Below are 24,566 nucleotides of genomic sequence, written 5' to 3'. Positions count from 1 at the left end.
GCCGTGTGCATAGAGTAGCGTCATTATTTTGATGCTGGAACTGTTAATTGCATGACTGCTGAAACCCGACGCCGCGCCGTTCAGGCTGCACGAGGCGAAATGCCCTTTGACCTGCTGCTCACCGATACCCGTATTGTGGATATGGTCACCGGAGAGATCCGCGAAGCGGATGTTGGTATCGTGGGATCACTGATTGCCAGTGTCCATCCGCGCGGCAGCCGCAACGACGCACATGAGACCCACGCGCTGAACAACCAGTTTCTGTCGCCTGGGCTGATGGATACCCACGTCCACCTTGAAAGCTCCCATCTTATGCCCGCCCGCTACGCGGAGATTGTGCTTGCACAGGGCACCACGGCGGTCTTCTGGGATCCGCATGAACTGGCCAACGTGCTGGGCATTGACGGCGTCCGTTTTGCCATTGAGGCCAGCCGCAATCTGCCGCTGCAGGTGATGGTCGCCGCGCCTTCAAGCGTGCCCTCAACGCCCGGCCTGGAAATGTCCGGGGCGGATTTTGCCGGAGACGAGATGAACACCCTGCTTGGCTGGCCGGAAGTGCGCGGTGTGGCTGAAGTGATGGACATGCACGGGGTGCTTAATGGCAGCCAGCGTATGCTTGAAATTATGCAGGCCGGGCTCGACAGCGGAAAGCTGATTGAAGGCCATGCCCGCGGTCTCAGCGGTGCGGATTTACAGGCTTATCTGGCAGCAGGCGTGACTTCTGACCATGAGTTAACGTCAGCTGACGATGCGCTGGAAAAACTGCGTGCCGGGCTGACGGTGGAGATCCGCGGTTCGCACCCTTATCTGCTGCCCGATATTGTCAGCGCCCTGAAAACGCTCCCCCATCTTTCGTCTCACATCACGGTTTGCACCGATGATGTTCCGCCAGACATCCTCATGGAAAAAGGCGGGATCATCGCGCTGCTGAACCTGCTGATTGAACATGGATTAGCGGCCACCGACGCACTGCGTTTTGCAACGCTCAATGCGGCCATTCGCCTGCAGCGTAACGACCTGGGGCTGATTGCCGCCGGGCGTCGCGCGGATCTGGTGGTGTTTGACTCGCTGGATAAACTGACGGCGCGCCAGGTCTACGTCGCCGGAAAGCTGATTGCCCGGGACGGGGCAACGCTCGAACCTGTTGCTGATACGCCTCTTACGTTGCCGCGTGATACCGTACGGTTGTCTGCCCTGACCGCTGATGATTTTTGCATGCGCATTGGCAATGCGAACCATGGCGTGGCTCGCTTGCGCCACATCTGCGGCGCGCGCTTTACCCGCTGGGGTGAAACAGATGTGCAGGTGCGCAACGGGTGCGTGCAGATCCCGGACGGCTTTAGCCTGATCTGGGTTCAGCATCGCCATGCCCGTCATGCAGCAAAACCGCAAATTGCCCTGCTTGAAGGCTGGGGGGAACTGCGCGGGGCGATTGCCACCAGCTACTCGCACGACTCTCACAACCTGGTGGTTCTGGGCCGCGATCCGAACGATATGGCACTGGCTGCCAATACGCTTATCAACAGCGGTGGTGGCATGGCGCTGGCGCAACAGGGTGACGTGATTGCCCACGTTGCCATGCCGGTTGCGGGCATGCTGTCGGAACTGCCACCTGCCGAGCTGGCGCTGCAGTTCAGGACGCTGCGCGATCGCAGCAGTCTGATTGCCGACTGGGAACCGCCGTATCGTGTCTTTAAGGCCATCGAAGGAACCTGCCTTGCCTGTAATGCCGGGCCACATTTGACCGATCTTGGACTGACCGATGGCAGCACGCGCCAGATTGTCGATCCGCTGATTTCTTACCGGGAAACCCCGGACAACACACAATAATACCGAAGGAGAGCCGGATAATGGCCGACAATACCGTGAATTCGCCAGCACCAGGGCGCTGGCTTGAACGTCGTTTTGCACTCCGTGCACGCGGGAGCACCGTGCGCGCCGAGTGCCTGGCGGGTATCACCGGTTTTCTCGCCGCCGCCTATTTGCTGGTGGTGATCCCGGGGCTGCTGGCCGTGGGAGGAATGGATAAAGGCGCCGCGACCACGGGCACCATTCTGGTCTTCGTTGCCGGGACGCTGCTGATGGCGTTTTACGCCAACCTGCCGTTTATCGTCGGGCCAGGAATTGGTGGCTCGGTGCTGGTCGGGGTGACGCTTGCGGGCAGTGAAGGCATTGGCTGGCAAATTGGTCTGGGTATCGCCTGCTGGTCGGGGATTTTATTCTTTCTGCTGACCCGGTTTGGCCTGCGTGAAGTGGTGACCCGCTCGGTGCCGCAGTCCATCAAGCTGGGGCTGACGGCCTCCATCGGGCTGTTTGTCGCCGTACTCGGTTTCCGCAACGCCGGGCTGGTGCTGGCGAATGCCAAAACGAACGCACTGATGCTGGGAGATTTTTTATCACCCGGTGCGCTGGTGGCGTTGCTCGGCCTGTTCCTGGCTATCGGCCTGCAGGCTCGTCGTATTCCGGGTGCGATCCTGTGGGCTATCCTGCTCGCGACCCTCGTGGGTATTCCGATGGGCGTCACGAAATTACCCGCCAGTTTTATCGATGTGCCCCACGCCATCGCTCCCGTCCTCGGGCATGTCGATATGCTGGGCGCGCTGAATATTGCCTTTCTGCCGTTCCTGTTTGTCTTCTTCGCCTCCGAGTTTTTCTCCACCATGGGAACAACGCTGGCGGTGGGCGGGGAAGCAGGGCTGCTGGATGAAGAAGGCAATATGCCGAACATTAACCGCCCGTTTATGGTGGACTCCATTGCCGCCGCGATTGGCCCGTGGGTAGGCATTCCTGCCGCCACGGCGCTGATTGAATCGTCCGCAGCCGCGGAAGCCGGCGGCAAAACCGGCATGACCGCGCTGGCCGCGGCGGTAATGTTCCTGCTGATGCTGCTGTTTACCCCTGTGGCGCTGATGATCCCGAAAGAAGCCACGGCGCCCGCCCTGATCCTCATCGGGCTGAATATGTTTAGCGGTCTACGTAAGGTTGATTTGGCGAACTTCACCGACGGCTTGCCGGTGTTGATGATGGTGATGATTACGCTGATTGCCAACAGTTTCGGGACCGGTATTGCGGGCGGGCTGCTGTTTTATATCGTTATCAAAGCGATAGCCGGGAAATGGCGCGATATCCCCGTCGGCCTTTGGATCCTCGCCATTCCCCTGGTGTATTACTTCGCCACGCTGGTGAAGCACTAACCCTCACGCCGCTTTTCCTTCGGGGTATAGCCGTAATCGAAATGGCTATACCCCGCGCTGTAATACAGCGCCGCAGATTTCACGATATCATTGAGAATGGCACCGTTCACCTGCACACCCATCTGCTGCAGACGCTTTACACAGTTTTCCGTCTCTTTCACGTTGGTTTTACCAAAGCGGGCAACCAGTAACGTGGTTGCGGCCACTCTGGCAATCAGCACCGCATCGGTCACGGCCAGCACCGGCGGTGTATCAACGATAACAACGTCATAGTGTGCGTTCATCCCCGACATCACCTCCTGGAAGCGTTCTCCCATGAGCAGCTCCGCGGGACGTAACGGCTGAGGACCGCAGGTCAGAACATCAAATCCCGCCTTATCAACGCGCTGGATCGCCTCCTGCCACGCCACATTTCCCTCAAGGACAGCGGATAATCCGTGATGGTTGTTCAGCTTAAAGAGATTATGCACATAGCCTTTACGCATATCCGCATCGATAAAGAGCACCCGCTTTCCGGCCTGAGCCGCTATTGATGCCAGTGACGTGCTGACCAGCGTTTTGCCGCAATTCTGCGTGGGGCCCGTAATCACCACGATCTGGTTTGAGGCGTCCATCATCGTGAAGTGCAGGCTGGTACGCAGTCCGCGCATCGCTTCAACAAACATATCCGCTGGCCGGTCTGTGGGCAGGAAGGGGATATCCGAAGTTTTGTGTTTCCCGTGGGGCGCCAAAAAGTGCTTTCGGCGCAAATGCGTTTTTTTCCACAGCCAGACCGAGCGCGGCAGCGTCGCCAGAACCGGCATCCCCTGCTCTTCTATTTGCTCTGACGAGGTGATCCCTCGCCGACAGGCAGTACGAACCAACACCCAACCCATGGAGACCATCAGCCCTAGCAGCACGCCAGGCAGAATAATAAGCGCTTTACGGGGCTTTATTGGCTCAGGTTGCGTAACCGCGGTATCAATGATCCGCACGTTGCCGATGGCGCTGGAGCGTGAAATGTTCAGTTCCTGTTGGCGTGTCAGCAGCTGCAGGTAAATGGTACGCCCGGACTCGACATCACGGCTCAGGCGCAACACTTCCTGCTGGGTAGAAGGCATAGATGAAACGCGGCTGTTCAGGCGCGCGCGTCCCTCTTCGAGCGTTTGTCGCTTCTCCCGTAATGCGCGATAGGTCGGGTGATCCTTTTTGAAAAGCTGAGAAACCTCTGCCTCACGAAAGGTCAGTTCGTTGAGCTGATTTTCCACGTTAACGACCTGATCCAGTACGGACTTCGCCTCAAGGGATAAGTCGACGGAATCGCGCTGCGCCCGATAGGCATTCAGTCGTGCTTCGGCCTCATCCAGTTCGTGACGGACCTTAGGTAACTGCTCCTGCAAAAACGCCAGACTTCGGGAATCCTGTGCCTCCTGGCGCGCAATATTCTGGCTGAGATAATTTTCTGCAATCGTATTGAGCACCACCGCTATCCTGTCCGGGTCTTCACCCGTCAGCGTCAGGGTGATCATACCGCTCTGTTTACCGGATTCCGCGACAAAAAGTCTCTTCTGCAGCGCGTTAATTGCCTCAAGCCTGGTAAAGGCTTGAAGGGTAAATTGGGTCCCCGGCTCCGCGCTGAGCGAGGTCACCAGAAGCGTGATCCCGTCTTTCACCAGCCGTTTGCCAACCCTACCGTCAGCCTTAAGCGTCTCCCCTTCCAGACGATACCGGCCCTGCCCCAGCACGGTCAGGACAACCGCTTGCGGTTTCCCCTCCTGCTGGGGCAGGGTAAGCTCACCTATCGTCATGTTGCCCGGTTTGCTGCCGCGTAGACGTTCCCAGAGGCGCCCCACAACCGGGAGAACGCGCTGTTTTACCTGATATGTCAGCCCCAGATTATCAACGGTTCCCCCCAGGATCATGCGCGATTTAAGCAGCAACAGTTCAGGTTCAGCGTCGGGTGAAAGGTCAGACCCAAACTGGCTTAAGCTTTTAAGCAACGAGTTGTCCTGCTTTGCTTCTATTTGTACCAGGGCATCCGCCTGGTAGACCGGCGTGGCGCTAAACGCGTAGAGCCCCGCGCACACCGTAAACAGGAGCGTGACCAGCCCGATTAGCATGCGGTGATCAATCATCTCAGCAAGTAGCTGCATAAGATCGATTTCATTACTGTGCGGTGCGGCAGCACCGTATTTGTCTGATGTATGAGAAGACATTAACGCTTCATTCCTTTTTGACCCACACGACGAGCCCATTCCTGACTGGCTTTTACCAGCTGCCCGAAAACATATTCAAACGCTTCACGACTTTTGCGGTAAGGATCGGGAATGTCCCTGTTTTCCAGCCATTGGCCAAACAGCAGCGATTTTCCGCGACATTCGGGCGACACAGCGGCAATAAAACGCAGGTGCTCCGGCTCCATCACCAGAATCAAATCGGAGGTTTGCAGCATGCTGCGCGTCATCTTGCGTGCCACGTGCCCCTCCAGCGAAACGCCGTAACACCGGGCCACCTCCCGTGCAGTTGCATCCGCCGGGCGTCCTTCAAATCCGTAAATCCCAGCCGATGTCACGAGTCTGCCGGGCAGCTGTTGTCGCAACAGCCGCTCCCCCATCGGCGAACGGCAAATATTGCCGGTGCAAACCACTAAGATTGAGTTGAACATTATTGCGGCCATGAACGGATGAAGCGGACGGTTTCGGTCAGGTCATGGACACCGCTGATGGTGGGTACCAGCTGGGTGATCACGCGATTCCAGCGTGACAACGGCGCGGTGGTGACGTAGACAATGTCATACGGTTCAAGCTGGAATTCCGTCCCCAGTACCATCGCGGAGGCATCCTTCGCATTGAGCTGATAGATATTGGCAATTTTGTCCGTCGCCCCTTTTTTCGCTACCGAGCGAATAACAAAAATCCCGGTTGCATCGGCCATATTCTGATCCAGCCCGCCTGCATTCCCCAGGGCTTCCGCCAGGGTCATTCCGCTACGATCCATCTTCAGCGTGCTCTGCTTCACCACCTCGCCCATCACGAACACTTTTAAGGCATCGTTACGCGGAACAAAGAGGATATCGCCCGGATACAGCAGCTTATTCTGGCTTAAATCACCGTGCTGCATCAGCGCATAGAGCGAAAGGCGCGCGTCCTGGCCATTATGCGTGAGGACCACGTTACGCCAGTCGGCATCCGCTGAAAGCCCACCTGCGGCGTTGACCGCGTCCATTACCGTCAACGGGATATTGGTTATCGGTTGCTGGCCTGATTTTGCCACCTCTCCTGTCACATAGGCTTTTTGTGAGCGGAAAGACGCCACGCTGACATCCACCTGCGGGCTCTCAATAACCTTCTCCAGTTGCGCGGTGATTGCTTCACGCACCTGCGCGACCGTTTTGCCTGCAACATGCAGTTTTCCGACGTAGGGGTAGAAGAGCGTTCCATCCGCATTCACCCAGTTACCCGCGTCACTCGCGGTACGATACTGCCCTGCGGGCGTGGTTAATTCCGGATGATCCCAGACGGTGACCGTCAGGATGTCGCCGGTGCCTATGCGGTATTCCCAGTTTTTAACCTGCTCATCCAGAGTAGGATTTGCCTGAGATTTGAGGACAGGCGGTCGCAATCTTTCAATGAGCGCCGGGGTCAGGGGATAAATTTCCACGTGTTGATCGAGCTGATAATTTGTTTCTCCGTCAGTCATGACTTTTTTCCCGGTAATGCTGAGATCCTGACCTGGCGAAAATACGCAACCAGTTAACTGGCCGACTGAAAGAAATAAAAGTGAAAATAGCGTTGTATTTTTCATTTATATAAAAAGTTCTTTTATTGTTGTGTTTGTTGTTAAACAGATAAAAAATAAATTCATTTACATTAAAATTTTCAACGGGTTATTGTTTTAGCAGACGTATTACAAAAAACAGACAACGTTTCCCTTCCTGGCGATAAAAAAGCAAAATCGTTCCCATTCTTTTGAAAAAAATGGAAAGAGATTGATGTCATACGGAGGCGATATTAAATGTTCTTACGTGGGAAAGCATGCGTTGAACAGTCCATTGGCGAAGTGAGAAGGTATTTTCAGAATTGATTAATGGAATAATAAATATTGGAAATATCAAATTCGTGAGATATTGACCGTAGTGATACTGCACGCGTCATTACGACTACACAAAACCGTCCACTTTTGTTACATTTTTTTTCAAACACACCATGCTTTGGTACTTAAAATGGACCGTCTGCCTCGCGTTCCATGAACCCGCAGACGAAAAGTATCTGTAACGATATCACTGGAGAAAAAATGGCTAAGCGTAAATTGCTGCTTCTGGGTGTATTACTGTCTCTGGCGGGTTCCGCGTTTTCTGCCCCGCAAACCGCCGCTGCGCCATCAGGCATTAAAGCCTATGAGGAACAAGATTTCATCGCTGATTTCACCAAATTCAAGATTGGCGACACCGCACCGGCGCAGTATCAAACGCCTGAGTACACCATTAAACAGTACCAGCTGCGTAACCTGCCGGCCCCGGATGCGGGTACCCACTGGACCTATATGGGCGAGAACTACGTCCTGATTGGCGATGCAGATGGCAAAATCTACAAAGCCTACAATGGAGATATCTTCTATCACCGCTAATGACATTTTAATCCGACCCTGGCAGGAGAGCGATCGCCCCTTTTTGCGAACACTCTATCTCCACGCGCGGCGCGAGGCCTGGCCATGGCTGGACGGTTCCGAGTGGCAGCTTGAAGACTTTGACGCGGCAACACGCGACGAAGTGATTTGGGTGGCCGTTCAGGACGGGCATCGACTGGGTTTTGCTTCGGTATGGACGAACGACAATTTCCTGCATAATCTGTTTGTCGATCCGCAGTATCAAGGTCTGGGCGTCGGTCATTTGCTCCTTGAACAGGTGCAAAACGCGTTCACCAGTACGGGTTCGCTGAAGTGTCTGGTAAAGAATGACAGGGCTGTTGCCTTTTACCAGCGCCACGGCTGGCATATTGAAGCGAAGGGTGACTCGCCGGAAGGCGAGTACTTTTTAATGCATTACGTACAGCGTTAAACGCGGGTGACGCTTCGCTGAGCCGGCCTACAACACGTTATCTCCGTAGGCCGGGTAAGGCGCAAACGCCGCCCGGCAATTCAGACTAAAGCACTCACACCGCGCGAAACGCAATTTCACTCGGGATGACTTCGCCCTGCCAGTAAAGCTGCGCCGCAACGCGCCCCGCCAGCTGTCGATACATCTCTGCAAATTCGCTGTCCGGACGGCTGACGACCGTCGGCTTCCCGCTGTCCAGATCTTCACGCAGCGAGATGTGCAGCGGCATCTGCCCAAGCAGCTGGGTGTGATACTGCGCAGCCAGTTTTTCTGCCCCACCGGTGCCAAAGATAGGCTCATGGTGTCCGCAGTTGCTGCAGATATGCATGCTCATGTTCTCGACAATACCCAGCACCGGCACGTCCACTTTCTCGAACATCACGATGCCTTTTTTGGCGTCGATCAGCGCGATGTCCTGCGGGGTGGTCACCACGACCGCTCCCGTGACCGGAATGTTTTGCGCCAGCGTCAGCTGAATGTCACCGGTGCCCGGCGGCATATCCAGCACCAGATAATCCAGATCGGGCCACATTGTCTCCTGCAGCATCTGCATCAGCGCTTTGCTGGCCATCGGGCCACGCCACACCATGGCGTTATCGTCAGTCACCAGATAACCAATGGAGTTGGTTGCCAGACCGTGGGCCATGATCGGCGCCATGTGCGTGCCATCCGGCGAGGTTGGGCGCTGGTTTTCCGCGCCCAGCATGTTAGGCACAGACGGTCCGTAAATATCGGCGTCCAGAATACCGACTTTCGCCCCTTCGGCTGCCAGCGCGAGCGCCAGGTTTACCGCCGTGGATGATTTACCCACCCCACCCTTGCCTGAACTGACGGCAATGATGTTTTTCACGCCGTTCACGCCCGGGTGGTTTTTCACACGCTTGAGGGTGGCGATGCTGTGGGTCAGCTTCCAGTCAATGGCTTTCGCGCCGGTAATGCGCAACAGCTCAGAGCTGGTTTGCTCTTTCAGCGCGTCAAACGCGCTGGTCCAGACGAAGGGCATCTGCAGCTCGATGTGCAGCGTATCGTCCAGCCATGCGACATGGTGTAACGCTTTCAGCGTGGTGAGATTGTGCTTCAGGGTTGGATGCTGAAAGTTAGCCAGCGTCCCGGCGACCATTGCTCTTAAGGCTTCCGGTGATTTGGCCTGGGATTGAGAACTCATCCCGACTCCTTTGTTCTTGTGAATAAGACCTTAGATGAACAAGTTTACCTGAAAGGCCGTGGTTTGTGCTTACTTAATAATGCCCCTTTTGGTAATATCAAAAACCCTTTTCACAGTTAAAAGAAGTAATGCCTACTATGACTCAAGTCGCGAAGAAAATTCTGGTAACGTGCGCACTGCCGTACGCCAACGGCTCAATCCACCTCGGCCACATGCTGGAGCATATCCAGGCTGATGTCTGGGTCCGTTACCAGCGAATGCGCGGCCACGAGGTTAACTTCATCTGTGCGGACGATGCCCACGGCACGCCGATCATGCTGAAAGCGCAGCAGTTGGGGATCTCCCCAGAGCAGATGATTGCCGAAATGAGTCAGGAGCATCAGACCGATTTTGCGGGCTTTGACATCAGCTATGACAACTATCACTCCACGCACAGCGACGAAAACCGTGAGCTGTCGGAGCTGATCTACTCTCGCCTGAAAGAGAACGGTTTTATTAAAAACCGCACCATCTCTCAGCTGTACGATCCGGAAAAAGGCATGTTCCTGCCGGACCGCTTTGTCAAAGGTACCTGCCCGAAATGTAAATCACCGGATCAGTATGGCGATAACTGCGAAGTGTGCGGCGCAACCTACAGCCCGACCGAGCTTATCGATCCGAAATCTGTTGTTTCGGGTGCCACACCGGTAATGCGTGATTCCGAGCACTTCTTCTTCGACCTGCCGTCCTTCAGCGAAATGCTGCAGGCGTGGACCCGCAGCGGCGCGCTGCAGGAGCAGGTCGCGAATAAAATGCAGGAGTGGTTCGAATCCGGTCTGCAGCAGTGGGATATCTCCCGCGATGCACCGTACTTCGGTTTCGAAATTCCGAACGCACCGGGTAAATACTTCTACGTCTGGCTGGATGCGCCAATCGGGTACATGGGTTCCTTCAAGAACCTGTGCGACAAGCGCGGCGACACCGTCAGCTTTGACGAATACTGGAAGAAAGATTCCGACGCCGAGCTGTATCACTTTATCGGCAAAGACATTGTTTACTTCCACAGCCTGTTCTGGCCGGCGATGCTGGAAGGCAGTAACTTCCGTAAACCAACCAACCTGTTTGTGCACGGCTATGTGACGGTCAACGGCGCGAAGATGTCCAAATCTCGCGGTACGTTCATCAAAGCCAGCACCTGGCTGAACCACTTCGACGCGGACAGCCTGCGTTATTACTACACGGCGAAGCTCTCTTCCCGCATCGACGATATCGACCTGAACCTGGAAGATTTCGTGCAGCGCGTGAACGCCGACATCGTCAACAAAGTCGTGAACCTGGCTTCCCGTAACGCAGGCTTTATCGCCAAGCGTTTCGACGGCGTGCTGTCTGCCGAACTGGCCGATCCTGAGCTGTACAAAACCTTCACCGACGCCGCCGCGGCGGTTGGCGAAGCCTGGGAAAGCCGTGAGTTCGGTAAAGCGATTCGTGAAATCATGGCGCTGGCTGACGTGGCTAACCGCTACGTTGACGAGCAGGCACCGTGGGTTGTCGCGAAACAGGAAGGCCGCGACGCCGACCTGCAGGCGATCTGCACCATGGGCCTGAACATGTTCCGCGTGCTGATGACCTGGCTGAAGCCGGTACTGCCACAGCTGGCCTCCCGCGCTGAAGCGTTCCTCAACACCGAGCTGACCTGGGATGCTATCCAGCAGCCGCTGCTCGGCCACAAGGTGAATACCTTCAAGGCGCTGTACAACCGCATCGAGATGAACCAGGTAGAATCCCTGGTGGAAGCGTCTAAAGAAGAGGTGAAGGCTGCTGCCGCGCCGGTAACCGGCCCGCTGGCAGACGATCCGATTCAGGAGACCATTACCTTTGATGATTTCGCCAAGGTCGATCTGCGTGTTGCACTGATTGAAAACGCGGAATTTGTCGAAGGCTCGGACAAACTGCTGCGCCTGACGCTGGATCTGGGCGGTGAGAAGCGTAACGTCTTCTCCGGAATCCGTTCTGCCTATCCTGATCCGCAGGTGCTGATTGGCCGTCAGACCGTGATGGTCGCCAACCTGGCACCGCGCAAAATGCGCTTCGGCATCTCGGAAGGCATGGTGATGGCGGCAGGTCCTGGCGGGAAAGATATCTTCCTGTTAAGCCCTGATGAAGGCGCCAAACCAGGTCAGCAGGTGAAATAATAAAAAAGCCGGAGATAATCTCCGGCTTTTTTTTGTCTCTTCATCCTTCACGCCCCGCTACCACTCACGGCTTAGCGTGATGCACCCGGTGAGTCAGTCCGCGTAAAAAATAACGCAAAAACTGGTCGCCGCACTCGCGGTAGTTCTTATGGTCCGGCGCACGCATCATGGCGGTGATCTCCGGCATCGACACGCGGTGCTTCTGCTCTGTCATAATCGCCAGAATGTCGTCTGTTTTCAGTGAAAACGCGATACGCAGCTTTTTCAGCACCGTGTTGTTATTCACCCGACGCTCAAGCGCCAGTTCTGGTGCTGAGTCATCTTTCCCGCGCTTGTCGTAGATGAGGCCGTTCAGGAAGCCAGACAGGATAATGTCAGGGCAGCGAACAAACCCCTCTTCATCCTCTTTTGTCATCCAGGTGTCGAAACCGGCAGAGGTGGACTCCATGCCAGCAAGCGCAAGAATGCGCACCATATCGTTATTGTTTGCTTTCAGGGTGTAGCGCAGGCTACGGAGAATATCATTACTGAGCATGGGTGCCTTTAACTTAACTGTCGATGATGCAATGGGGCGCAGTGTACCAGTTTTACAGGCCGATCGCCTCTTTCAAACTCTTAAGGTAGCGGCGACTGACGGGGACGGTTTGCCCGGCACGCAGCACCAGCTCTGCCTGTCCGTTGTCTTCCAGCCGGATCTCTTTCAGGTGCGCCATGTTCACCAGATACTGGCGATGGCAACGAACGAGCGGCGTTCGGCTCTCCAGCGTCCGCAGCGTCAGTTCGGTAAAGCCTTCGTTCCCCTCCGCGCTGGTAACAAATACGCCGCTCAAACGGCTGCTGACAAACGCCACATCGTCCATCTGCAGAAGGTAAATCCGACTGTGGCCGGTGCAGGGGATAAACTTCAGCGGCTGCTGGTTTTCCGGCAACAGCGTGACATCCTGCACGGTGCGCTCCTGGCGCAAACGGCTGAGGGTCTTTTCAAGACGCTTCTCTTCAATCGGTTTCAGTAAATAATCGAATGCGTGCTCCTCAAAGGCTTTGACGGCGTATTCATCGAAGGCGGTCAAAAACACAATGTAGGGGCGATGCTCCGGGTCGAGCATTCCGACCATCTCCAGGCCGCTAATTCGGGGCATCTGAATGTCGAGAAACAGCACGTCCGGGCGCAATTTGTGCACGGCGCCAATGGCCTCAATGGCGTTTGCGCACTCCCCCACAATCTCAATGTCAGGCTGCTCCTGCAACAGAACGCGCAGGTTTTCCCGTGCTAACGGCTCATCATCCACAATCAGCACTCTTAGCATGCGTTTTCCTCCAGCGGCAGTCGTAACGTAATACGGGTGAATCGGTCGGGCTCACAGGCCACGGTAATGCCACAGTCATCACCAAAGTGCGCGCGCAGGCGTTTATCCACCAGGCTCATCCCTAATCCGCCTGAGGTGGAAGGCACGTAAAGCCCGGCGTTATCTTCAATATCCAGCACCAGATGATGGTTAAAGCGGCTGGCGGAAATGGTGATTTCCCCAATCCCCAACAGCTGTGACGTACCGTGTTTAATGGCGTTTTCCACAATAGGCTGCAGGGTAAAGGCCGGAAGATGCTGATACGCCAGCTCATCCGGGACGGATAACGACACCTGCAGACGAGTCTGGAAGCGGGCCTGCTCAATCTGCAGGTAGGCATTAACGTGTTCTATTTCATCGGCCAGGGTTACAATCTCGGACGGACGTTTAAGGTTTTTGCGGAAAAACGTCGACAGGAACTGAACCAGCTGCGCGGCCTGATCGCTGTCGCGGCGGATCACCGCTTTGAGCGTATTAAGCGCATTGAACAGGAAATGCGGATTCACCTGAGCGTGCAGGAGTTTAATTTCGGATTGCGTCAGCAATGCTTTCTGACGCTCATACTGCCCGGCGAGGATCTGCGCGGAGAGCAGCTGAGCGATGCCCTCTCCCAGCGTACGGTTGATAGAGCTGAACAGACGGTTTTTCGCTTCATAAAGCTTGATGGTGCCCATTACCCGCTGGTTTTCCCCGCGCAGCGGAATGACCAGCGTGGAGCCCAGTTTACACTGCGGGTGCAGCGAACAGCGGTAAGGAACTTCGTTGCCGTCGGCATACACCACTTCGCCGGTTTCAATGGCGCGCAGCGTATAGGCGGAGGAGATCGGTTTCCCGGGCAGATGGTGGTCGTCGCCCGTGCCGGTAAAAGCCAGCAACCGTTCACGGTCGGTTATCGCCACCGCGCCGATATCCAGCTCCTTATAAAGCACCTGCGCCACCTTCATGCTGTTCTCTTCGTTAAAGCCCTGACGCAGGATCCCCTCCGTCGAGGCGGCGACCTTCAGGGCCGTTGCGGAAAACGCCGAGGTGTACTTCTCAAACATGGCGCGCTTGTCGAGCAGAATACGCATAAACAGCGCAGCACCCACGGTATTCGTCACCATCATCGGGGCGGCGATATTGCTCACCAGATGGAGCGCATCGTCAAACGGCCGGGCAATCAGCAAGATGATGGCCATTTGCGCCATTTCAGCGACAAAGGTGATCGCCCCGGCGGTGAGCGGGCTAAAGACTTTATCCGGACGACCGCGCTTAATCATGTAGCTGTGAACCAGGCCGCCGAGCAGCCCTTCGACGATCGTTGAGATCATACAGCTCAGCGCCGTCATGCCGCCCATCGAATACCGATGCAGGCCACCGGTTAACCCGACCAGCCCACCGACCACAGGGCCGCCAAGCAACCCGCCCATCACGGCACCGATGGCTCGCGTATTGGCAATGGAGTCTTCGATATGGAGACCAAAATAGGTTCCCATAATGCAGAAAATAGAGAAGGTCACGTAGCAGAGCAGCTTGTGCGGCAGGCGTACGGTAACTTGCATCAGCGGAATGAACAGACGCGTTTTACTCATCAACCAGGCGATGACAAGAAACACGCACATCTGCTGAAGCAACAGCAGCACCAGATTAAACTCGTACATACTCAAAACCGCACACCCTCAAAACGCGTAACATACACTGCTGGCGGTAAACTTTCTTTGAAGCGCGGCAAAAAAGCTGCAATTCGTGCCCGGCATCACACCTTTTGCCGAACCTAACGCCTGCTTCGCATTATTCGTGCAAAAAACAACCATTTCTTCCTGGTTCAGTAAACAGGGACTACAGTTAAGCTGGGGACGCGTAAGCCAGGGGGCGAATATGGCGCTTTACACAATCGGTGAAGTGGCACTCCTTTGTGATATCAATCCCGTCACGCTACGGGCATGGCAGCGACGGTATGGATTACTCAAACCGCAGAGAACGGAAGGAGGCCATCGTCTCTTCAACGATGCCGATATCGACCGGATCCGCGAGATCAAAAGCTGGATCGATAACGGTGTGCAGGTTGGCAAAGTGAAATCCCTGCTCAGCCATGACGATCCTGACACGCAGCTTCTCTGGCGCGAACAACAGGAAACGTTGCTGCGCCTTCTGCAGGCGGGCAATCTGCAGCGCCTGCGCGCATGGATAAAAGAGCAAGGGCGCGATTATCCCGCGCAAACGCTGATCACGCATCTTTTCATCCCGCTCCGTCGACGCCTGCAGTGCCAGCAGACCACCCTGCAGGCGCTGCTGAGTATGCTCGACGGCGTCCTGATCAACTACATTGCCGTCTGCCTTGCCTCGGCGAAGAACAAGCACGGAAAAGACGCGCTGGTGGTCGGCTGGAACGTGCACGATACTACTCGTCTGTGGCTGGAGGCCTGGATTGCCACCCAGAATGGCTGGCGCGTTGACGTCCTTGTGCACTCGCTGGCGCAATTTCGCCCTGAATTGTTCGACGGCCAGACCCTGCTGGTCTGGTGCGGAGAAGTGCCTTCCGCCTCGCAGCAACAGCTGATGACGGAATGGCGTGAACATGGCTACCCGGTTTACTCGCTTGGCCCGGAAGAGCCGTAACGGCATTTAATGGTTCATTAACAGCTGCGCTTCACCGTATAATTGTTCCGTTAACAACAGGAGCACATGATGAAGGCAACCAAACTGGCCGTAATTACCCTTTTTGTTCTGATGGCCGTAAGCGGTATCGGCGGCGTGATGCTGGCCGGGTATTCGTTTATTGTTCGTGGCGGTGTCGGCTGAGATACTGCGCCAGACGCTCAAAAATGCGATCGACGACGATTGCCGCCAGCGCGACCAGCAACGCCCCCTGCACAATATAGGCCGTATTGAACCCGCTTAAGCCGATGATAATCGGCGTTCCCAGGGTATTGGCTCCCACCGTCGACGCAATGGTCGCCGTCCCGATATTGATGATCACCGACGTGCGGATCCCCGCAAGGATGACCGGTGCCGCCAGGGGGAGTTCAACTTTGCGCAGCCGCTCTGCGCGACTCATCCCCATTCCTTCAGCAACGCTCAGTACCGACGCAGGTACCGCCGCAATACCGGCCAGCGTACCCTGCAGAATGGGCAACACACCGTATAAAATCAGCGCAATGATGGCCGGTTGCTGACCAAAACCCATCACCGGCACTGCAATCGCCAGCACCGCCACCGGCGGAAACGTCTGGCCAATCGCCGCAATGGTTTCCACCAGCGGGCGAAACTCCCGGCCCGCGGGGCGCGTGACCGCGATGCCCGCCCCCACGCCCAGTACAATAGCGATGGCACTTGAGAGCACCACCAGCCAGAGATGGGCCAGGGCGAGATTAATAAAACTCTCCTGCTGATACACCGGGCGCGGCAAGTCGGGGAAGAGCGTGCTAAACAACGCCGCGCTGTGCGGCATCAGCAACAGCAAAGCGACAAAGAGCACGACCAGCCAGAGCAGCGGATCACGAAGTGCCTTCACGTGTCACCTCCCCTGCCAGCAGATCGCGAAAATGCAGGGTGCCACTTGGCGCGCCCCGGGCATCCGCAACGGGCAACACTTCACACTGACGGGCAACAAACGCCGAAAGCGCATCCCGCAAGCTCATCTGTTCCTGCAGAGGCTCGCCACTCACCGTCGCGTCCTGTCGACGCATATAGTCGCTGACCGTACGCAGCGAGAGCAGCCTGACGCCCAGCTCGCTGCGGCCAAAAAACTCACGCACAAAATCGTTTTTCGGCCAGGTCAGCAGCTCAAGCGGCGTCCCCTGCTGCACCACCTCACCATGGTCCATCAGCACCAGATGGTCGGCCAGACGCAGCGCCTCATCAATATCGTGCGTCACAAGAATGATTGTTCGCCCCAGAATGCGATGAATGCGGGTCATTTCCGCCTGCAGTGCGGCGCGCGTGACCGGATCCAGCGCACCGAAGGGTTCATCCATCAGTAACACCTGCGGATTGGCCGCCAGCGCACGCGCCACGCCCACCCGCTGCTGCTGGCCTCCGGAAAGCTGGTGCGGGTAGCGGTCACGCAGCGCAGGTTCTAACCCGAGCAGAGACATCAGTTCATCAACCCGGTCGGCAGTTTTTGCCCGCGACCATTTCTCCAGCTGCAGCACGGTGGCGATGTTCTGCGCGACCGTCCAGTGCGGAAACAGGCCGATGGACTGGATGGCATACCCCATACGACGACGCAGTTCCAGCACAGGCAGGCTGCGGATCTCTTCTCCGGCAAAGCGGATCTGACCGCTGTCATGCTCAACCAGGCGGTTAATCATTTTCAGGGTGGTGGATTTTCCCGACCCCGATGTGCCAATCAGCACAGAAAATGCGCCCTCGGCAAAGTTCAGGTTGAGATGGCTTGCCGCCGGACGACCCGCAAAGGTTTTACTGACATCGTGAAATTCAATCATTGGCTCTTCTCCTGAGCAGCGCGAGCCATAAGGCAAACAGCGCGTCGATGACAACCGCCAGCGCAATCGTGGGCACCACGCCCAATAACACCAGGTCCAGGGCGCTACTCAACAGCCCCTGGAAAACCAGCGCGCCAAAGCCGCCCGCGCCGATCAGCGCCGCAATCACCGCCATGCCAACGGTTTGCACCGCCACCACCCGCAGGCTGCGCAGCAGCAGGGGCAAAGCCAGCGGCAGCTGGATCTTCCAGAAACATTGTCTCGCGCTCATCCCCATTGCATGGGCACTTTCCAGCACGTCCGGCGCGACCTGGCTCAGCCCGGCCACCACGCCGCGCACCAGCGGCAGCAGCGCATAGAGCACCAGCGCGATAAGGGCTGGCGTTAAACCGGTTCCGGCGATCCCCATCGTTCCCAGCACCGGGAACGACGTCACCAGCCCGGCCAGCGGAGCAATTAACAGGCCAAACAGAGCGACGGACGGGATGGTCTGAATTACATTCAGTACGGCAAACACCCCGCCCTGACGTGAAGGATGGCGATAGCACCACATACCCAGCGGTATGCCGAGCAGTAAGGCCGGGATCAGGGTGCCGAAGAGGATCGTGAGGTGTTGCGCCAGGGCGTCATTAAACACCTCCTGACGGTTGGCGTACTCTTTTAACAGCGAGAGATTATTCAGCTCACCGCTAAACAGCAGCAGCAATGGAATACACCATATCTGGGCATTGAGTATCCAGCGCCAGACGGATGTTGAGATAAGACGGCGAATAGCGTCGCTGCAGGCCAGCAGACACAGCGCCAGCCAGAGCCACAAACCGCTACCCACAGAGGTTCTTGCCAGCGGACTTTCCGCCGAGGTCATGTGTGTTGCCGCAAGCCCGCCTCCCCAGAATAAGGCGATAAACAGCCCTTCACAAAGCAGCAGCGTCAGCCACTGGGCCGTGCGTCCTTGCCAGAGCGACAACGCAACCCACGCGCCCAGTGCCGTCACCAGTAACCACGGCGTAAATGACCAGACCTGCCAGAGCGAGCGACTCTCCCCCGACATCAGACGATTCGGGGCCACATTCACAAACGGTAACGCGACCGCCGCGATGGCCACACAGGCCAACAGCAGCAGTACGCGGTTATGACATTTTATTGGCACAGCCCTGTCCTGTTACTTCACAAGCCCTTGTTGTTTCAGGAAATCGGCGGCCACTTTTTTGGCATCCAGTCCCTCAACGGCAATGCTGGCATTCAGCTGTTGCAGCGTTTTTGCATCCAGCTTTTCGAAGACCGGTTTGAGCCATTCAGCAATATCCGGGTACGCTTTAAGTACCGCTTCCCGCACGACAGGTGCCGGGGCGTAAATCGGCTGGACGCCTTTTGGATCGGTTAAGGTTTGCAGGCCAAGCGCCGCGACCGGGCCGTCGGTGCCGTAAGCCATCGCCGCATTAACGCCCGACGTTTGCTGCGCAGCGGCTTTGATGGTCACCGCGGTATCACCGCCCGCCAGAGAGAGCAGCTGGGCCTGATCCAGTTTGAAATCATAGGCTTTTTCAAACGCCGGCAGCGCATCCGGACGCTCAATAAACTCAGCGGAAGCCGCAAGCTTAAAGTCACCCTTCTCTTTCAGGTAGCGACTCAAATCCGCAAGCGAGGTCAGCTTTCCTTTCTCCGCCACGTCCTTGCGCACCGCGATGGTCCAGGTATTGTTGGCCGGCGCTGGCGTCAGCCAGACCAGCTTATTTTGCTCAGCGTCGAGTTTTTTGACTTTTTCATACCCGGCTTTGGCATTTTTCCACGCCGGATCGTTTTCATCTTTGAAGAAAAACGCGCCGTTGCCGGTGTATTCCGGGTAGATATCCAGCTCGCCGGAGGTAATCGCGCCGCGTACCACAGGCGTGGTTCCCAGCTGGACTTTATTGACGGTTTTAACACCGTGGCTTTCCAGTACCTGCAGAATAATGTTACCGAGCAGCGCACCTTCGGTATCTATCTTGGAACCCACTTTTACCGGTTCTGCCGCCTGTAATGGCAGACTCAGCGCCGCCAGTAACACCGCTGAACCCAACATCCCCTTTGCAATCGTCATTCCACTGTCCTCATTTTTTTGCTGCCTTTTTCAGAGGCTTGAGAGAAAAGCGTAGCTTAAAACGGCGGAATTAACCGTCAAAATGCCTTTTTAACATAAGGTAAGACGCATCCCCCGCAAAGCGGGGGATGCAAGGGAGGGAAACGTCAGATCAGCTCGAACTCGCCTTTATTAACGCGGGCGGAATCGACCCCGATAAAGACGTTAAACTTGCCTGGCTCCGCATCATATTTCATCTGCTGGTTCCAGAACTTCAGCGCATCCACGTCGATGGGGAAGCTGATGGTTTTGGTTTCGCCCGGCTTCAGGTTGACCTTTTCGAAGCCACGCAGCTGTTTCACCGGACGGCTCATGGAGGCGGTCACATCCTGGACGTACATCTGAATGACCGTTGCCCCTTCGCGTTTACCGGTGTTGCTCACCTCGACGCTTGCGGTAACTTTGCCGTCACGCTTCAGGGTCGGCGCAGACATTTTGACGTCAGAAACTTTGAAGGTGGTGTAGCTCAGACCGTAACCAAACGGATACAGCGGGCCGTTCGCTTCATCGAAGTAACGGGAGGTGTACTTATTCGGTTTGTCGGCGTTGTACGGCCGGCCGGTATTCAGGTGGCTGTAGTAAACCGGGATCTGCCCGACCGAGCGCGGGAAGGACATTGGCAGCTTCCCTGACGGGTTGTAATCGCCAAACAGCACGTCGGCAATCGCGCTACCGCCTTCGGTACCGGCGAACCAGGTTTCCAGGATCGCGTCGGCCTGCTGGTCTTCTTTGACCAGCGCCAGCGGACGACCGTTCATCAGCACCAGCACCAGCGGCTTGCCGGTCGCCTTCAGGGCGGCAATCAGATCGCGCTGGCTTTGCGGAATGGTGATGTCGGTACGGCTGGAGGCCTCATGCGCCATCCCCTGCGCTTCACCCACTACCGCGACAACCACGTCAGATTGCTTAGCGGTGTTCACCGCTTCATCAATCATCTCTTTCGGCGAACGCGGATCGACCTTCACCGCCTCTTCGTACTGATTGAGGAAGGTGACAATGTCTTTATCATTGGTGACGTTCGCCCCTTTGGCGTAAACCACTTTCGCGTTCTCACCCACGGCGTTCTTGATACCGGTCAGCACCGTGACGGACTGATCGGCCACCCCCGCTGCAGACCAGCTCCCCATCACGTCGCGCTTGCTGTCAGCCAGCGGTCCCACCACGGCAATGGTGCCAGATTTCTTCAGCGGCAGCGTGTCGAGGCGGTTTTTCAGCAGCACCAGACTTTCGCGTGCCACATCGCGGGCCTCTTTACGGTGCAGACGGCTTTCCGCGTTGGTGTCTACCGGGTCAGAATCTTTCGGCCCCAGGTGGCTGTACGGGTCGTTAAACAGCCCCATATCATATTTCACGTTCAGCACGTGGCGTGTGGCGTCGTCCAGCTCCGCCATGGTCACCTTACCGCTCTTCACCAGCCCCGGCAGGTATTTGCTGTAGTACTCGTCGCTCATGCTCATGTTGATGCCGGACTTGAGCGCCACGCGTACCGCATCTTCCGGATCGGAGGCGGTACCGTGCTTAATGAGCTCTTTAATGGCGCCGTGGTCAGAGACGGTGATGCCCTTAAAGCCCCACTGGTCACGCAGAACGTCTTTCAGCAGCCACGAATCGGAGGTCGCCGGCGTGCCGTTGAGGGAGTTCAGCGCCACCATCACCGCGCCGCTGCCGGCATCCAGCCCCGCTTTGTACGGTGGCATGTAGTCGTTGAACAGCCGCTGCGGGCTCATATCCACGGTGTTGTACTCTTTACCCCCTTCAACGGCGCCATAGGCCGCAAAGTGTTTGACGCTGGTCATCACCGCGTAGCGATCTGCCGGGCTCTTACCCTGCATCGCTTCCACCATGGTTTTCCCCATCGTGGCTGTTAAATAGGTATCTTCACCGAACCCTTCTGAGCCGCGGCCCCAGCGCGGATCGCGGGAGACGTCCACCATCGGTGCCCAGGTCATATTTAGGCCATCATCCGCCGCTTCATAGGCGGAAACGCGCCCCACGGTTTTCACCGCATCAAGGTTAAAGGACGATGCCAGGCCAAGGCTAATAGGGAAGACGGTACGCTGACCGTGCACCACGTCATAGGCGAAGAACAGCGGAATTTTCAGGCGACTGAGTTCCATCACCTGATCCTGCATTTTGCGGATATCCGGGCGGGTGACGGTGTTAAAAATAGCCCCGACCTGCCCGTCTTTGATCATCTCGCGGATGGCCTCTTTCGGGTTATCCGGGCCGACGCTGATAAGACGCAACTGGCCAATTTTCTCATCGACCGTCATTTTCTTGAGCAATTCCGTGACAAACGCGTCCCGGGCTTCAGGCGTGAGCGGGTGATTGCCAAACAAATCCTCTGCCAGCGCAGGTTGCAGCGCCAGGCTGACGGCGACACCTACAGAACATAGCCATTTCATGTCGTTTTACTCTCTCATCAATAACCGCCGGAAGAACTCGGCCAGACCGTGCGAAAAGCGCAGTGTGCCACAAACCCTCAGAACGTTGCAGGGTTATTCTCTGATTTTTCTCGTGAATACTCGACCGCTTAACAGTTAATCGCGCTATGCTTTACAGCGAGAAATTTGCCCCACAACAAGGAGTGGAAGATGTCTTCTGTTCGAACTCACGATAACACGACGTTTATTAACGAACTGTCGCGCCTGGTTGGCTCCTCTCACCTGCTTACCGACCCGGCAAAAACCGCCCGCTACCGTAAGGGCTTTCGTTCCGGTCAGGGCGAGGCGCTGGCGGTGGTATTTCCCGGCACGCTGCTTGAACTCTGGCGCGTCCTGAGCGCCTGCGTGGCCGCCGACAAAATTATTCTCATGCAGGCGGCTAACACCGGTCTGACTGAAGGCTCAACGCCGAACGGCAACGATTACGATCGTGACATTGTGATCATCAGCACCCTGCGTCTCGACAAACTGCATCTGCTGGATAAAGGCGAGCAGGTGCTCGCGTTCCCTGGCACGACGCTCTACTCCCTTGAAAAAGCGCTTAAGCCGCTGGGACGCGAACCGCATTCGGTCATTGGCTCATCCTGTATTGGCGCCTCCGTGATCGGCGGGATCTGTAATAACTCCGGCGGTTCGCTGGTGCAGCGCGGCCCGGCTTACACCGAGATGTCACTTTTTGCCCGTATCGACGAAAACGGCAAGCTGACCCTGGTCAACCATCTGGGCATTGATCTTGGCGTTACGCCGGAACAGATCCTGAGTAAGCTCGACGACGATCGGGTGAAAGATGAAGACGTCCAGCACGACGGTCGTCATGCTCACGACCACGATTACATCACCCGCGTGCGGGATATCGAAGCGGATACCCCGGCACGTTACAACGCCGACCCTGACCGCCTGTTTGAATCTTCGGGCTGTGCGGGCAAGCTGGCTGTTTTTGCCGTGCGCCTCGACACCTTCCCGGCCGAGAAAAAACAGCAGGTGTTCTACATCGGCACCAATCAGCCGGACGTGCTGACCGAGATCCGTCGTCATATTCTGGGCGAGTTCGCTCACCTGCCGGTGGCGGGCGAGTACATGCACCGTGATATTTACGACATCGCGGAACGCTACGGCAAAGATACGTTCCTGATGATCGACAAGCTCGGCACCGATAAAATGCCGTTCTTCTTCACCATGAAGGGCCGTACCGACGCGATGCTGGAAAAAGTGCCGCTGTTTAAACCCCACTTTACCGACCGCTTTATGCAGAAACTGGGCAACGTCTTCCCGTCACATCTGCCGGAGCGGATGAAAACCTGGCGCGATAAGTACGAGCATCACCTGCTGCTGAAAATGGCCGGGGACGGAATTGCCGAAGCGCAAACCTGGCTCAGTGAATTCTTCAAAACTGCCGAAGGCGATTTCTTTGCCTGTACCCCTGAAGAAGGCAGCAAAGCCTTCCTGCACCGTTTCGCCGCTGCGGGTGCCGCCATTCGTTATCAGGCGGTGCATTCAGACGAGGTGGAAGACATTCTGGCGCTGGATATCGCCCTTCGCCGCAACGATACCGAGTGGTTTGAACACCTGCCGCCGGAAATTGACAGCAAGCTGGTCCACAAGCTCTATTACGGCCACTTTATGTGCTACGTCTTCCACCAGGATTACATCGTTAAGAAAGGTGTGGATGCGCACGCGCTGAAAGAGCAGATGCTCGCGCTGCTGCACGCGCGAGGCGCACAATATCCTGCGGAACATAACGTGGGGCATCTTTATAAGGCTCCTGACGCACTTAAGCAGTTTTATCGCGAGAATGACCCCACAAACAGCATGAACCCCGGCATTGGTAAAACAACGCGGAATAAATACTGGAAAGAGAGTCCTGACGCGGAGCAGCCCGTGACGCAAGCGTCTGATTAATTCCCACAGCCAAATTTGAGAGATTGTTAAGCGCGCCTTAATCGTACTAGAGTAGCGTTCTGTCGCCGGAGAAACGTTTCTCCGGCATCTGTTACGAGGAGCAGGCACATCATGTCGGCTGTTGATATTTTATCCGAAACCGAAGTGGAAGTGCGCGATGCCCTTCCCGACGATGTGCATGCTATCGCCGCTATCTACGCCTGGCATGTGCTTCACGGGCGCGCATCCTTTGAAGAAGTTCCCCCCACCATTGATGAAATGCGTCAGCGAATGAAAAACGTGGCCGAGAATGGCTTACCGTGGCTTGTCGCGCTGTATCGCGGCATCGTCGTAGGCTATTGCTACGCGACGCCTTACCGTCCGCGCCATGCCTATCGCTACACTCTGGAAGAGTCGATTTACGTGGATGCGAGCACTACCGGTCGTGGTTTTGGCTCCGTCCTGATGGATGCGCTGATCGCCCGCTGCGAGCAAGGACCGTGGCGGCAGATGATTGCCGTTGTGGGGGATGGCAACAACAATGCCGGCTCGTTACGGCTGCATAAGAAATACGGCTTCGAAATCGTCGGTCAGTTACGCAGCGTTGGGTATAAGAAAGGTGACTGGCGGGATACGGTGATCATGCAGCGCTCACTCAATGACGGAGACTGGACGCTGCCGGAGTAAGGCGCAGCGAGGTCTGTTGCCCTCTCCCGTGGGAGAGGGCGAAAACACAGTCATCAGCAAT

21 protein-coding genes are annotated in these 24,566 nt (G+C 56.4%); 9 read left to right on the top strand and 12 right to left on the bottom strand.

Annotation, left to right across the window (positions count from 1 at the left end; genetic code table 11):
- Window positions 1–51: 51 nt before the first annotated feature.
- Window positions 52–1,830 (top strand): adenine deaminase, encoded by a 1,779-nt coding sequence (locus tag ACMVME_RS07590; protein WP_068794805.1) that lies wholly within the window; start codon window positions 52–54, stop codon window positions 1,828–1,830.
- Window positions 1,831–1,850: 20 nt separating this feature from the next.
- A complete protein-coding gene (locus tag ACMVME_RS07585) occupies window positions 1,851–3,194 on the top strand; it encodes an NCS2 family permease (RefSeq protein ID WP_068794806.1) in 1,344 nt (447 codons plus the stop codon).
- Here ACMVME_RS07585 and ACMVME_RS07580 read toward each other — a convergent pair.
- Genes ACMVME_RS07580 through ACMVME_RS07570 form a run of 3 tightly spaced genes read right to left on the bottom strand, consistent with a single transcriptional unit; the run spans window position 3,191 to window position 6,977 of the window.
- Window positions 3,191–5,389, bottom strand: coding sequence for a polysaccharide biosynthesis tyrosine autokinase (locus ACMVME_RS07580; RefSeq protein WP_068794807.1), 2,199 nt, complete (start codon window positions 5,387–5,389; stop codon window positions 3,191–3,193). The genes ACMVME_RS07585 and ACMVME_RS07580 overlap by 4 nt on opposite strands.
- A complete protein-coding gene (locus ACMVME_RS07575) occupies window positions 5,389–5,838 on the bottom strand; it encodes a protein-tyrosine-phosphatase (protein WP_020883220.1) in 450 nt (149 codons plus the stop codon). Before ACMVME_RS07575 ends, ACMVME_RS07580 begins: the two co-directional genes overlap by 1 nt.
- On the bottom strand, window positions 5,838–6,977 hold the full coding sequence (locus tag ACMVME_RS07570; protein WP_014170873.1) for a polysaccharide export protein: 1,140 nt from the start codon (window positions 6,975–6,977) through the stop codon (window positions 5,838–5,840). Before ACMVME_RS07570 ends, ACMVME_RS07575 begins: the two co-directional genes overlap by 1 nt.
- Window positions 6,978–7,466: 489 nt before the next feature.
- Between ACMVME_RS07570 and ACMVME_RS07565 the strand changes: the two genes are divergently transcribed.
- Together ACMVME_RS07565 and ACMVME_RS07560 are read left to right on the top strand one after the other, a co-directional pair.
- Window positions 7,467–7,799, top strand: a complete 333-nt coding sequence (locus tag ACMVME_RS07565; protein ID WP_068794899.1) for an RcnB family protein — start codon at window positions 7,467–7,469, stop codon at window positions 7,797–7,799.
- On the top strand, window positions 7,774–8,229 hold the full coding sequence (locus tag ACMVME_RS07560) for a GNAT family N-acetyltransferase (protein WP_014170875.1): 456 nt from the start codon (window positions 7,774–7,776) through the stop codon (window positions 8,227–8,229). The genes ACMVME_RS07565 and ACMVME_RS07560 overlap by 26 nt, the downstream gene beginning before the upstream one ends.
- 94 nt (window positions 8,230–8,323) lie before the next feature.
- On the opposite strand, the gene apbC is transcribed toward ACMVME_RS07560, so the two are convergent.
- Window positions 8,324–9,433 (bottom strand): iron-sulfur cluster carrier protein ApbC, encoded by a 1,110-nt coding sequence (gene apbC / locus ACMVME_RS07555; RefSeq protein WP_020883218.1) that lies wholly within the window; start codon window positions 9,431–9,433, stop codon window positions 8,324–8,326.
- Between the two features lie 137 nt (window positions 9,434–9,570).
- On the opposite strand from apbC, the gene metG reads away from it, so the two are divergent.
- Complete coding sequence (metG, locus tag ACMVME_RS07550; RefSeq protein WP_068794808.1) at window positions 9,571–11,604, top strand: methionine--tRNA ligase; 2,034 nt, start codon at window positions 9,571–9,573, stop codon at window positions 11,602–11,604.
- 64 nt (window positions 11,605–11,668) lie between these two features.
- Here metG and ACMVME_RS07545 read toward each other — a convergent pair whose 3' ends face one another.
- The 3 genes from ACMVME_RS07545 to ACMVME_RS07535 are packed head-to-tail and all read right to left on the bottom strand — an operon-like array spanning window position 11,669 to window position 14,590.
- A complete protein-coding gene (locus ACMVME_RS07545; protein WP_014170878.1) occupies window positions 11,669–12,139 on the bottom strand; it encodes a DUF1456 family protein in 471 nt (156 codons plus the stop codon).
- A 52-nt stretch (window positions 12,140–12,191) separates the two neighbouring features.
- A complete protein-coding gene (gene btsR / locus ACMVME_RS07540) occupies window positions 12,192–12,911 on the bottom strand; it encodes a two-component system response regulator BtsR (protein ID WP_020883216.1) in 720 nt (239 codons plus the stop codon).
- Window positions 12,905–14,590, bottom strand: a complete 1,686-nt coding sequence (locus tag ACMVME_RS07535) for a sensor histidine kinase (protein WP_025203652.1) — start codon at window positions 14,588–14,590, stop codon at window positions 12,905–12,907. Before ACMVME_RS07535 ends, btsR begins: the two co-directional genes overlap by 7 nt.
- A gap of 217 nt (window positions 14,591–14,807) precedes the next feature.
- Here ACMVME_RS07535 and mlrA point away from each other — a divergent pair, with 217 nt between their 5' ends.
- Complete coding sequence (gene mlrA / locus ACMVME_RS07530; protein ID WP_044867647.1) at window positions 14,808–15,548, top strand: HTH-type transcriptional regulator MlrA; 741 nt, start codon at window positions 14,808–14,810, stop codon at window positions 15,546–15,548.
- 69 nt (window positions 15,549–15,617) lie between these two features.
- A complete protein-coding gene (locus tag ACMVME_RS07525; RefSeq protein WP_010433613.1) occupies window positions 15,618–15,731 on the top strand; it encodes a protein YohO in 114 nt (37 codons plus the stop codon).
- On the opposite strand, the gene ACMVME_RS07520 is transcribed toward ACMVME_RS07525, so the two are convergent.
- From ACMVME_RS07520 to bglX, 5 genes are all read right to left on the bottom strand, one after another.
- Entirely contained in the window at window positions 15,706–16,443 is a 738-nt protein-coding gene (locus tag ACMVME_RS07520; RefSeq protein ID WP_068794809.1) for an ABC transporter permease, read from the bottom strand. The two genes, ACMVME_RS07525 and ACMVME_RS07520, sit on opposite strands and share 26 nt — an antisense overlap.
- Entirely contained in the window at window positions 16,427–17,377 is a 951-nt protein-coding gene (locus tag ACMVME_RS07515) for an ABC transporter ATP-binding protein (RefSeq protein WP_068794810.1), read from the bottom strand. Before ACMVME_RS07515 ends, ACMVME_RS07520 begins: the two co-directional genes overlap by 17 nt.
- Complete coding sequence (locus tag ACMVME_RS07510; RefSeq protein WP_068794811.1) at window positions 17,370–18,527, bottom strand: ABC transporter permease; 1,158 nt, start codon at window positions 18,525–18,527, stop codon at window positions 17,370–17,372. Before ACMVME_RS07510 ends, ACMVME_RS07515 begins: the two co-directional genes overlap by 8 nt.
- A 12-nt stretch (window positions 18,528–18,539) precedes the next feature.
- On the bottom strand, window positions 18,540–19,457 hold the full coding sequence (locus ACMVME_RS07505; protein WP_014170886.1) for an ABC transporter substrate-binding protein: 918 nt from the start codon (window positions 19,455–19,457) through the stop codon (window positions 18,540–18,542).
- 146 nt (window positions 19,458–19,603) lie between these two features.
- Complete coding sequence (gene bglX / locus ACMVME_RS07500) at window positions 19,604–21,901, bottom strand: beta-glucosidase BglX (protein WP_068794812.1); 2,298 nt, start codon at window positions 21,899–21,901, stop codon at window positions 19,604–19,606.
- A gap of 189 nt (window positions 21,902–22,090) precedes the next feature.
- On the opposite strand from bglX, the gene dld reads away from it, so the two are divergent.
- Together dld and ACMVME_RS07490 are read left to right on the top strand one after the other, a co-directional pair.
- Entirely contained in the window at window positions 22,091–23,839 is a 1,749-nt protein-coding gene (dld, locus tag ACMVME_RS07495; RefSeq protein WP_020883209.1) for a D-lactate dehydrogenase, read from the top strand.
- A 111-nt stretch (window positions 23,840–23,950) separates the two neighbouring features.
- On the top strand, window positions 23,951–24,505 hold the full coding sequence (locus ACMVME_RS07490; protein WP_068794813.1) for a GNAT family N-acetyltransferase: 555 nt from the start codon (window positions 23,951–23,953) through the stop codon (window positions 24,503–24,505).
- Window positions 24,506–24,566 lie beyond the last annotated feature (61 nt).

The sequence above is a fragment of the Enterobacter cloacae complex sp. 2024EL-00711 genome (assembly GCF_047529885.1).
Lineage (GTDB): Bacteria > Pseudomonadota > Gammaproteobacteria > Enterobacterales > Enterobacteriaceae > Enterobacter > Enterobacter ludwigii.
The sequence above is the reverse complement of the archived record's forward strand: the minus strand, read 5'-3'. Positions and strand labels throughout refer to the sequence as shown.

What these genes read in the sequence shown, in the direction of transcription:
- ACMVME_RS07590 (WP_068794805.1), top strand. Translation starts at nt 52, where the DNA reads ATGACTGCTGAAACCCGACGCCGCGCCGTTCAGGCTGCACGAGGCGAA.
- ACMVME_RS07585 (WP_068794806.1), top strand. Translation starts at nt 1,851, where the DNA reads ATGGCCGACAATACCGTGAATTCGCCAGCACCAGGGCGCTGGCTTGAA.
- ACMVME_RS07580 (WP_068794807.1), bottom strand. Translation starts at nt 5,389, where the DNA reads ATGTCTTCTCATACATCAGACAAATACGGTGCTGCCGCACCGCACAGT.
- ACMVME_RS07575 (WP_020883220.1), bottom strand. Translation starts at nt 5,838, where the DNA reads ATGTTCAACTCAATCTTAGTGGTTTGCACCGGCAATATTTGCCGTTCG.
- ACMVME_RS07570 (WP_014170873.1), bottom strand. Translation starts at nt 6,977, where the DNA reads ATGAAAAATACAACGCTATTTTCACTTTTATTTCTTTCAGTCGGCCAG.
- ACMVME_RS07565 (WP_068794899.1), top strand. Translation starts at nt 7,467, where the DNA reads ATGGCTAAGCGTAAATTGCTGCTTCTGGGTGTATTACTGTCTCTGGCG.
- ACMVME_RS07560 (WP_014170875.1), top strand. Translation starts at nt 7,774, where the DNA reads ATGGAGATATCTTCTATCACCGCTAATGACATTTTAATCCGACCCTGG.
- apbC (WP_020883218.1), bottom strand. Translation starts at nt 9,433, where the DNA reads ATGAGTTCTCAATCCCAGGCCAAATCACCGGAAGCCTTAAGAGCAATG.
- metG (WP_068794808.1), top strand. Translation starts at nt 9,571, where the DNA reads ATGACTCAAGTCGCGAAGAAAATTCTGGTAACGTGCGCACTGCCGTAC.
- ACMVME_RS07545 (WP_014170878.1), bottom strand. Translation starts at nt 12,139, where the DNA reads ATGCTCAGTAATGATATTCTCCGTAGCCTGCGCTACACCCTGAAAGCA.
- btsR (WP_020883216.1), bottom strand. Translation starts at nt 12,911, where the DNA reads ATGCTAAGAGTGCTGATTGTGGATGATGAGCCGTTAGCACGGGAAAAC.
- ACMVME_RS07535 (WP_025203652.1), bottom strand. Translation starts at nt 14,590, where the DNA reads ATGTACGAGTTTAATCTGGTGCTGCTGTTGCTTCAGCAGATGTGCGTG.
- mlrA (WP_044867647.1), top strand. Translation starts at nt 14,808, where the DNA reads ATGGCGCTTTACACAATCGGTGAAGTGGCACTCCTTTGTGATATCAAT.
- ACMVME_RS07525 (WP_010433613.1), top strand. Translation starts at nt 15,618, where the DNA reads ATGAAGGCAACCAAACTGGCCGTAATTACCCTTTTTGTTCTGATGGCC.
- ACMVME_RS07515 (WP_068794810.1), bottom strand. Translation starts at nt 17,377, where the DNA reads ATGATTGAATTTCACGATGTCAGTAAAACCTTTGCGGGTCGTCCGGCG.
- ACMVME_RS07505 (WP_014170886.1), bottom strand. Translation starts at nt 19,457, where the DNA reads ATGACGATTGCAAAGGGGATGTTGGGTTCAGCGGTGTTACTGGCGGCG.
- bglX (WP_068794812.1), bottom strand. Translation starts at nt 21,901, where the DNA reads ATGAAATGGCTATGTTCTGTAGGTGTCGCCGTCAGCCTGGCGCTGCAA.
- dld (WP_020883209.1), top strand. Translation starts at nt 22,091, where the DNA reads ATGTCTTCTGTTCGAACTCACGATAACACGACGTTTATTAACGAACTG.
- ACMVME_RS07490 (WP_068794813.1), top strand. Translation starts at nt 23,951, where the DNA reads ATGTCGGCTGTTGATATTTTATCCGAAACCGAAGTGGAAGTGCGCGAT.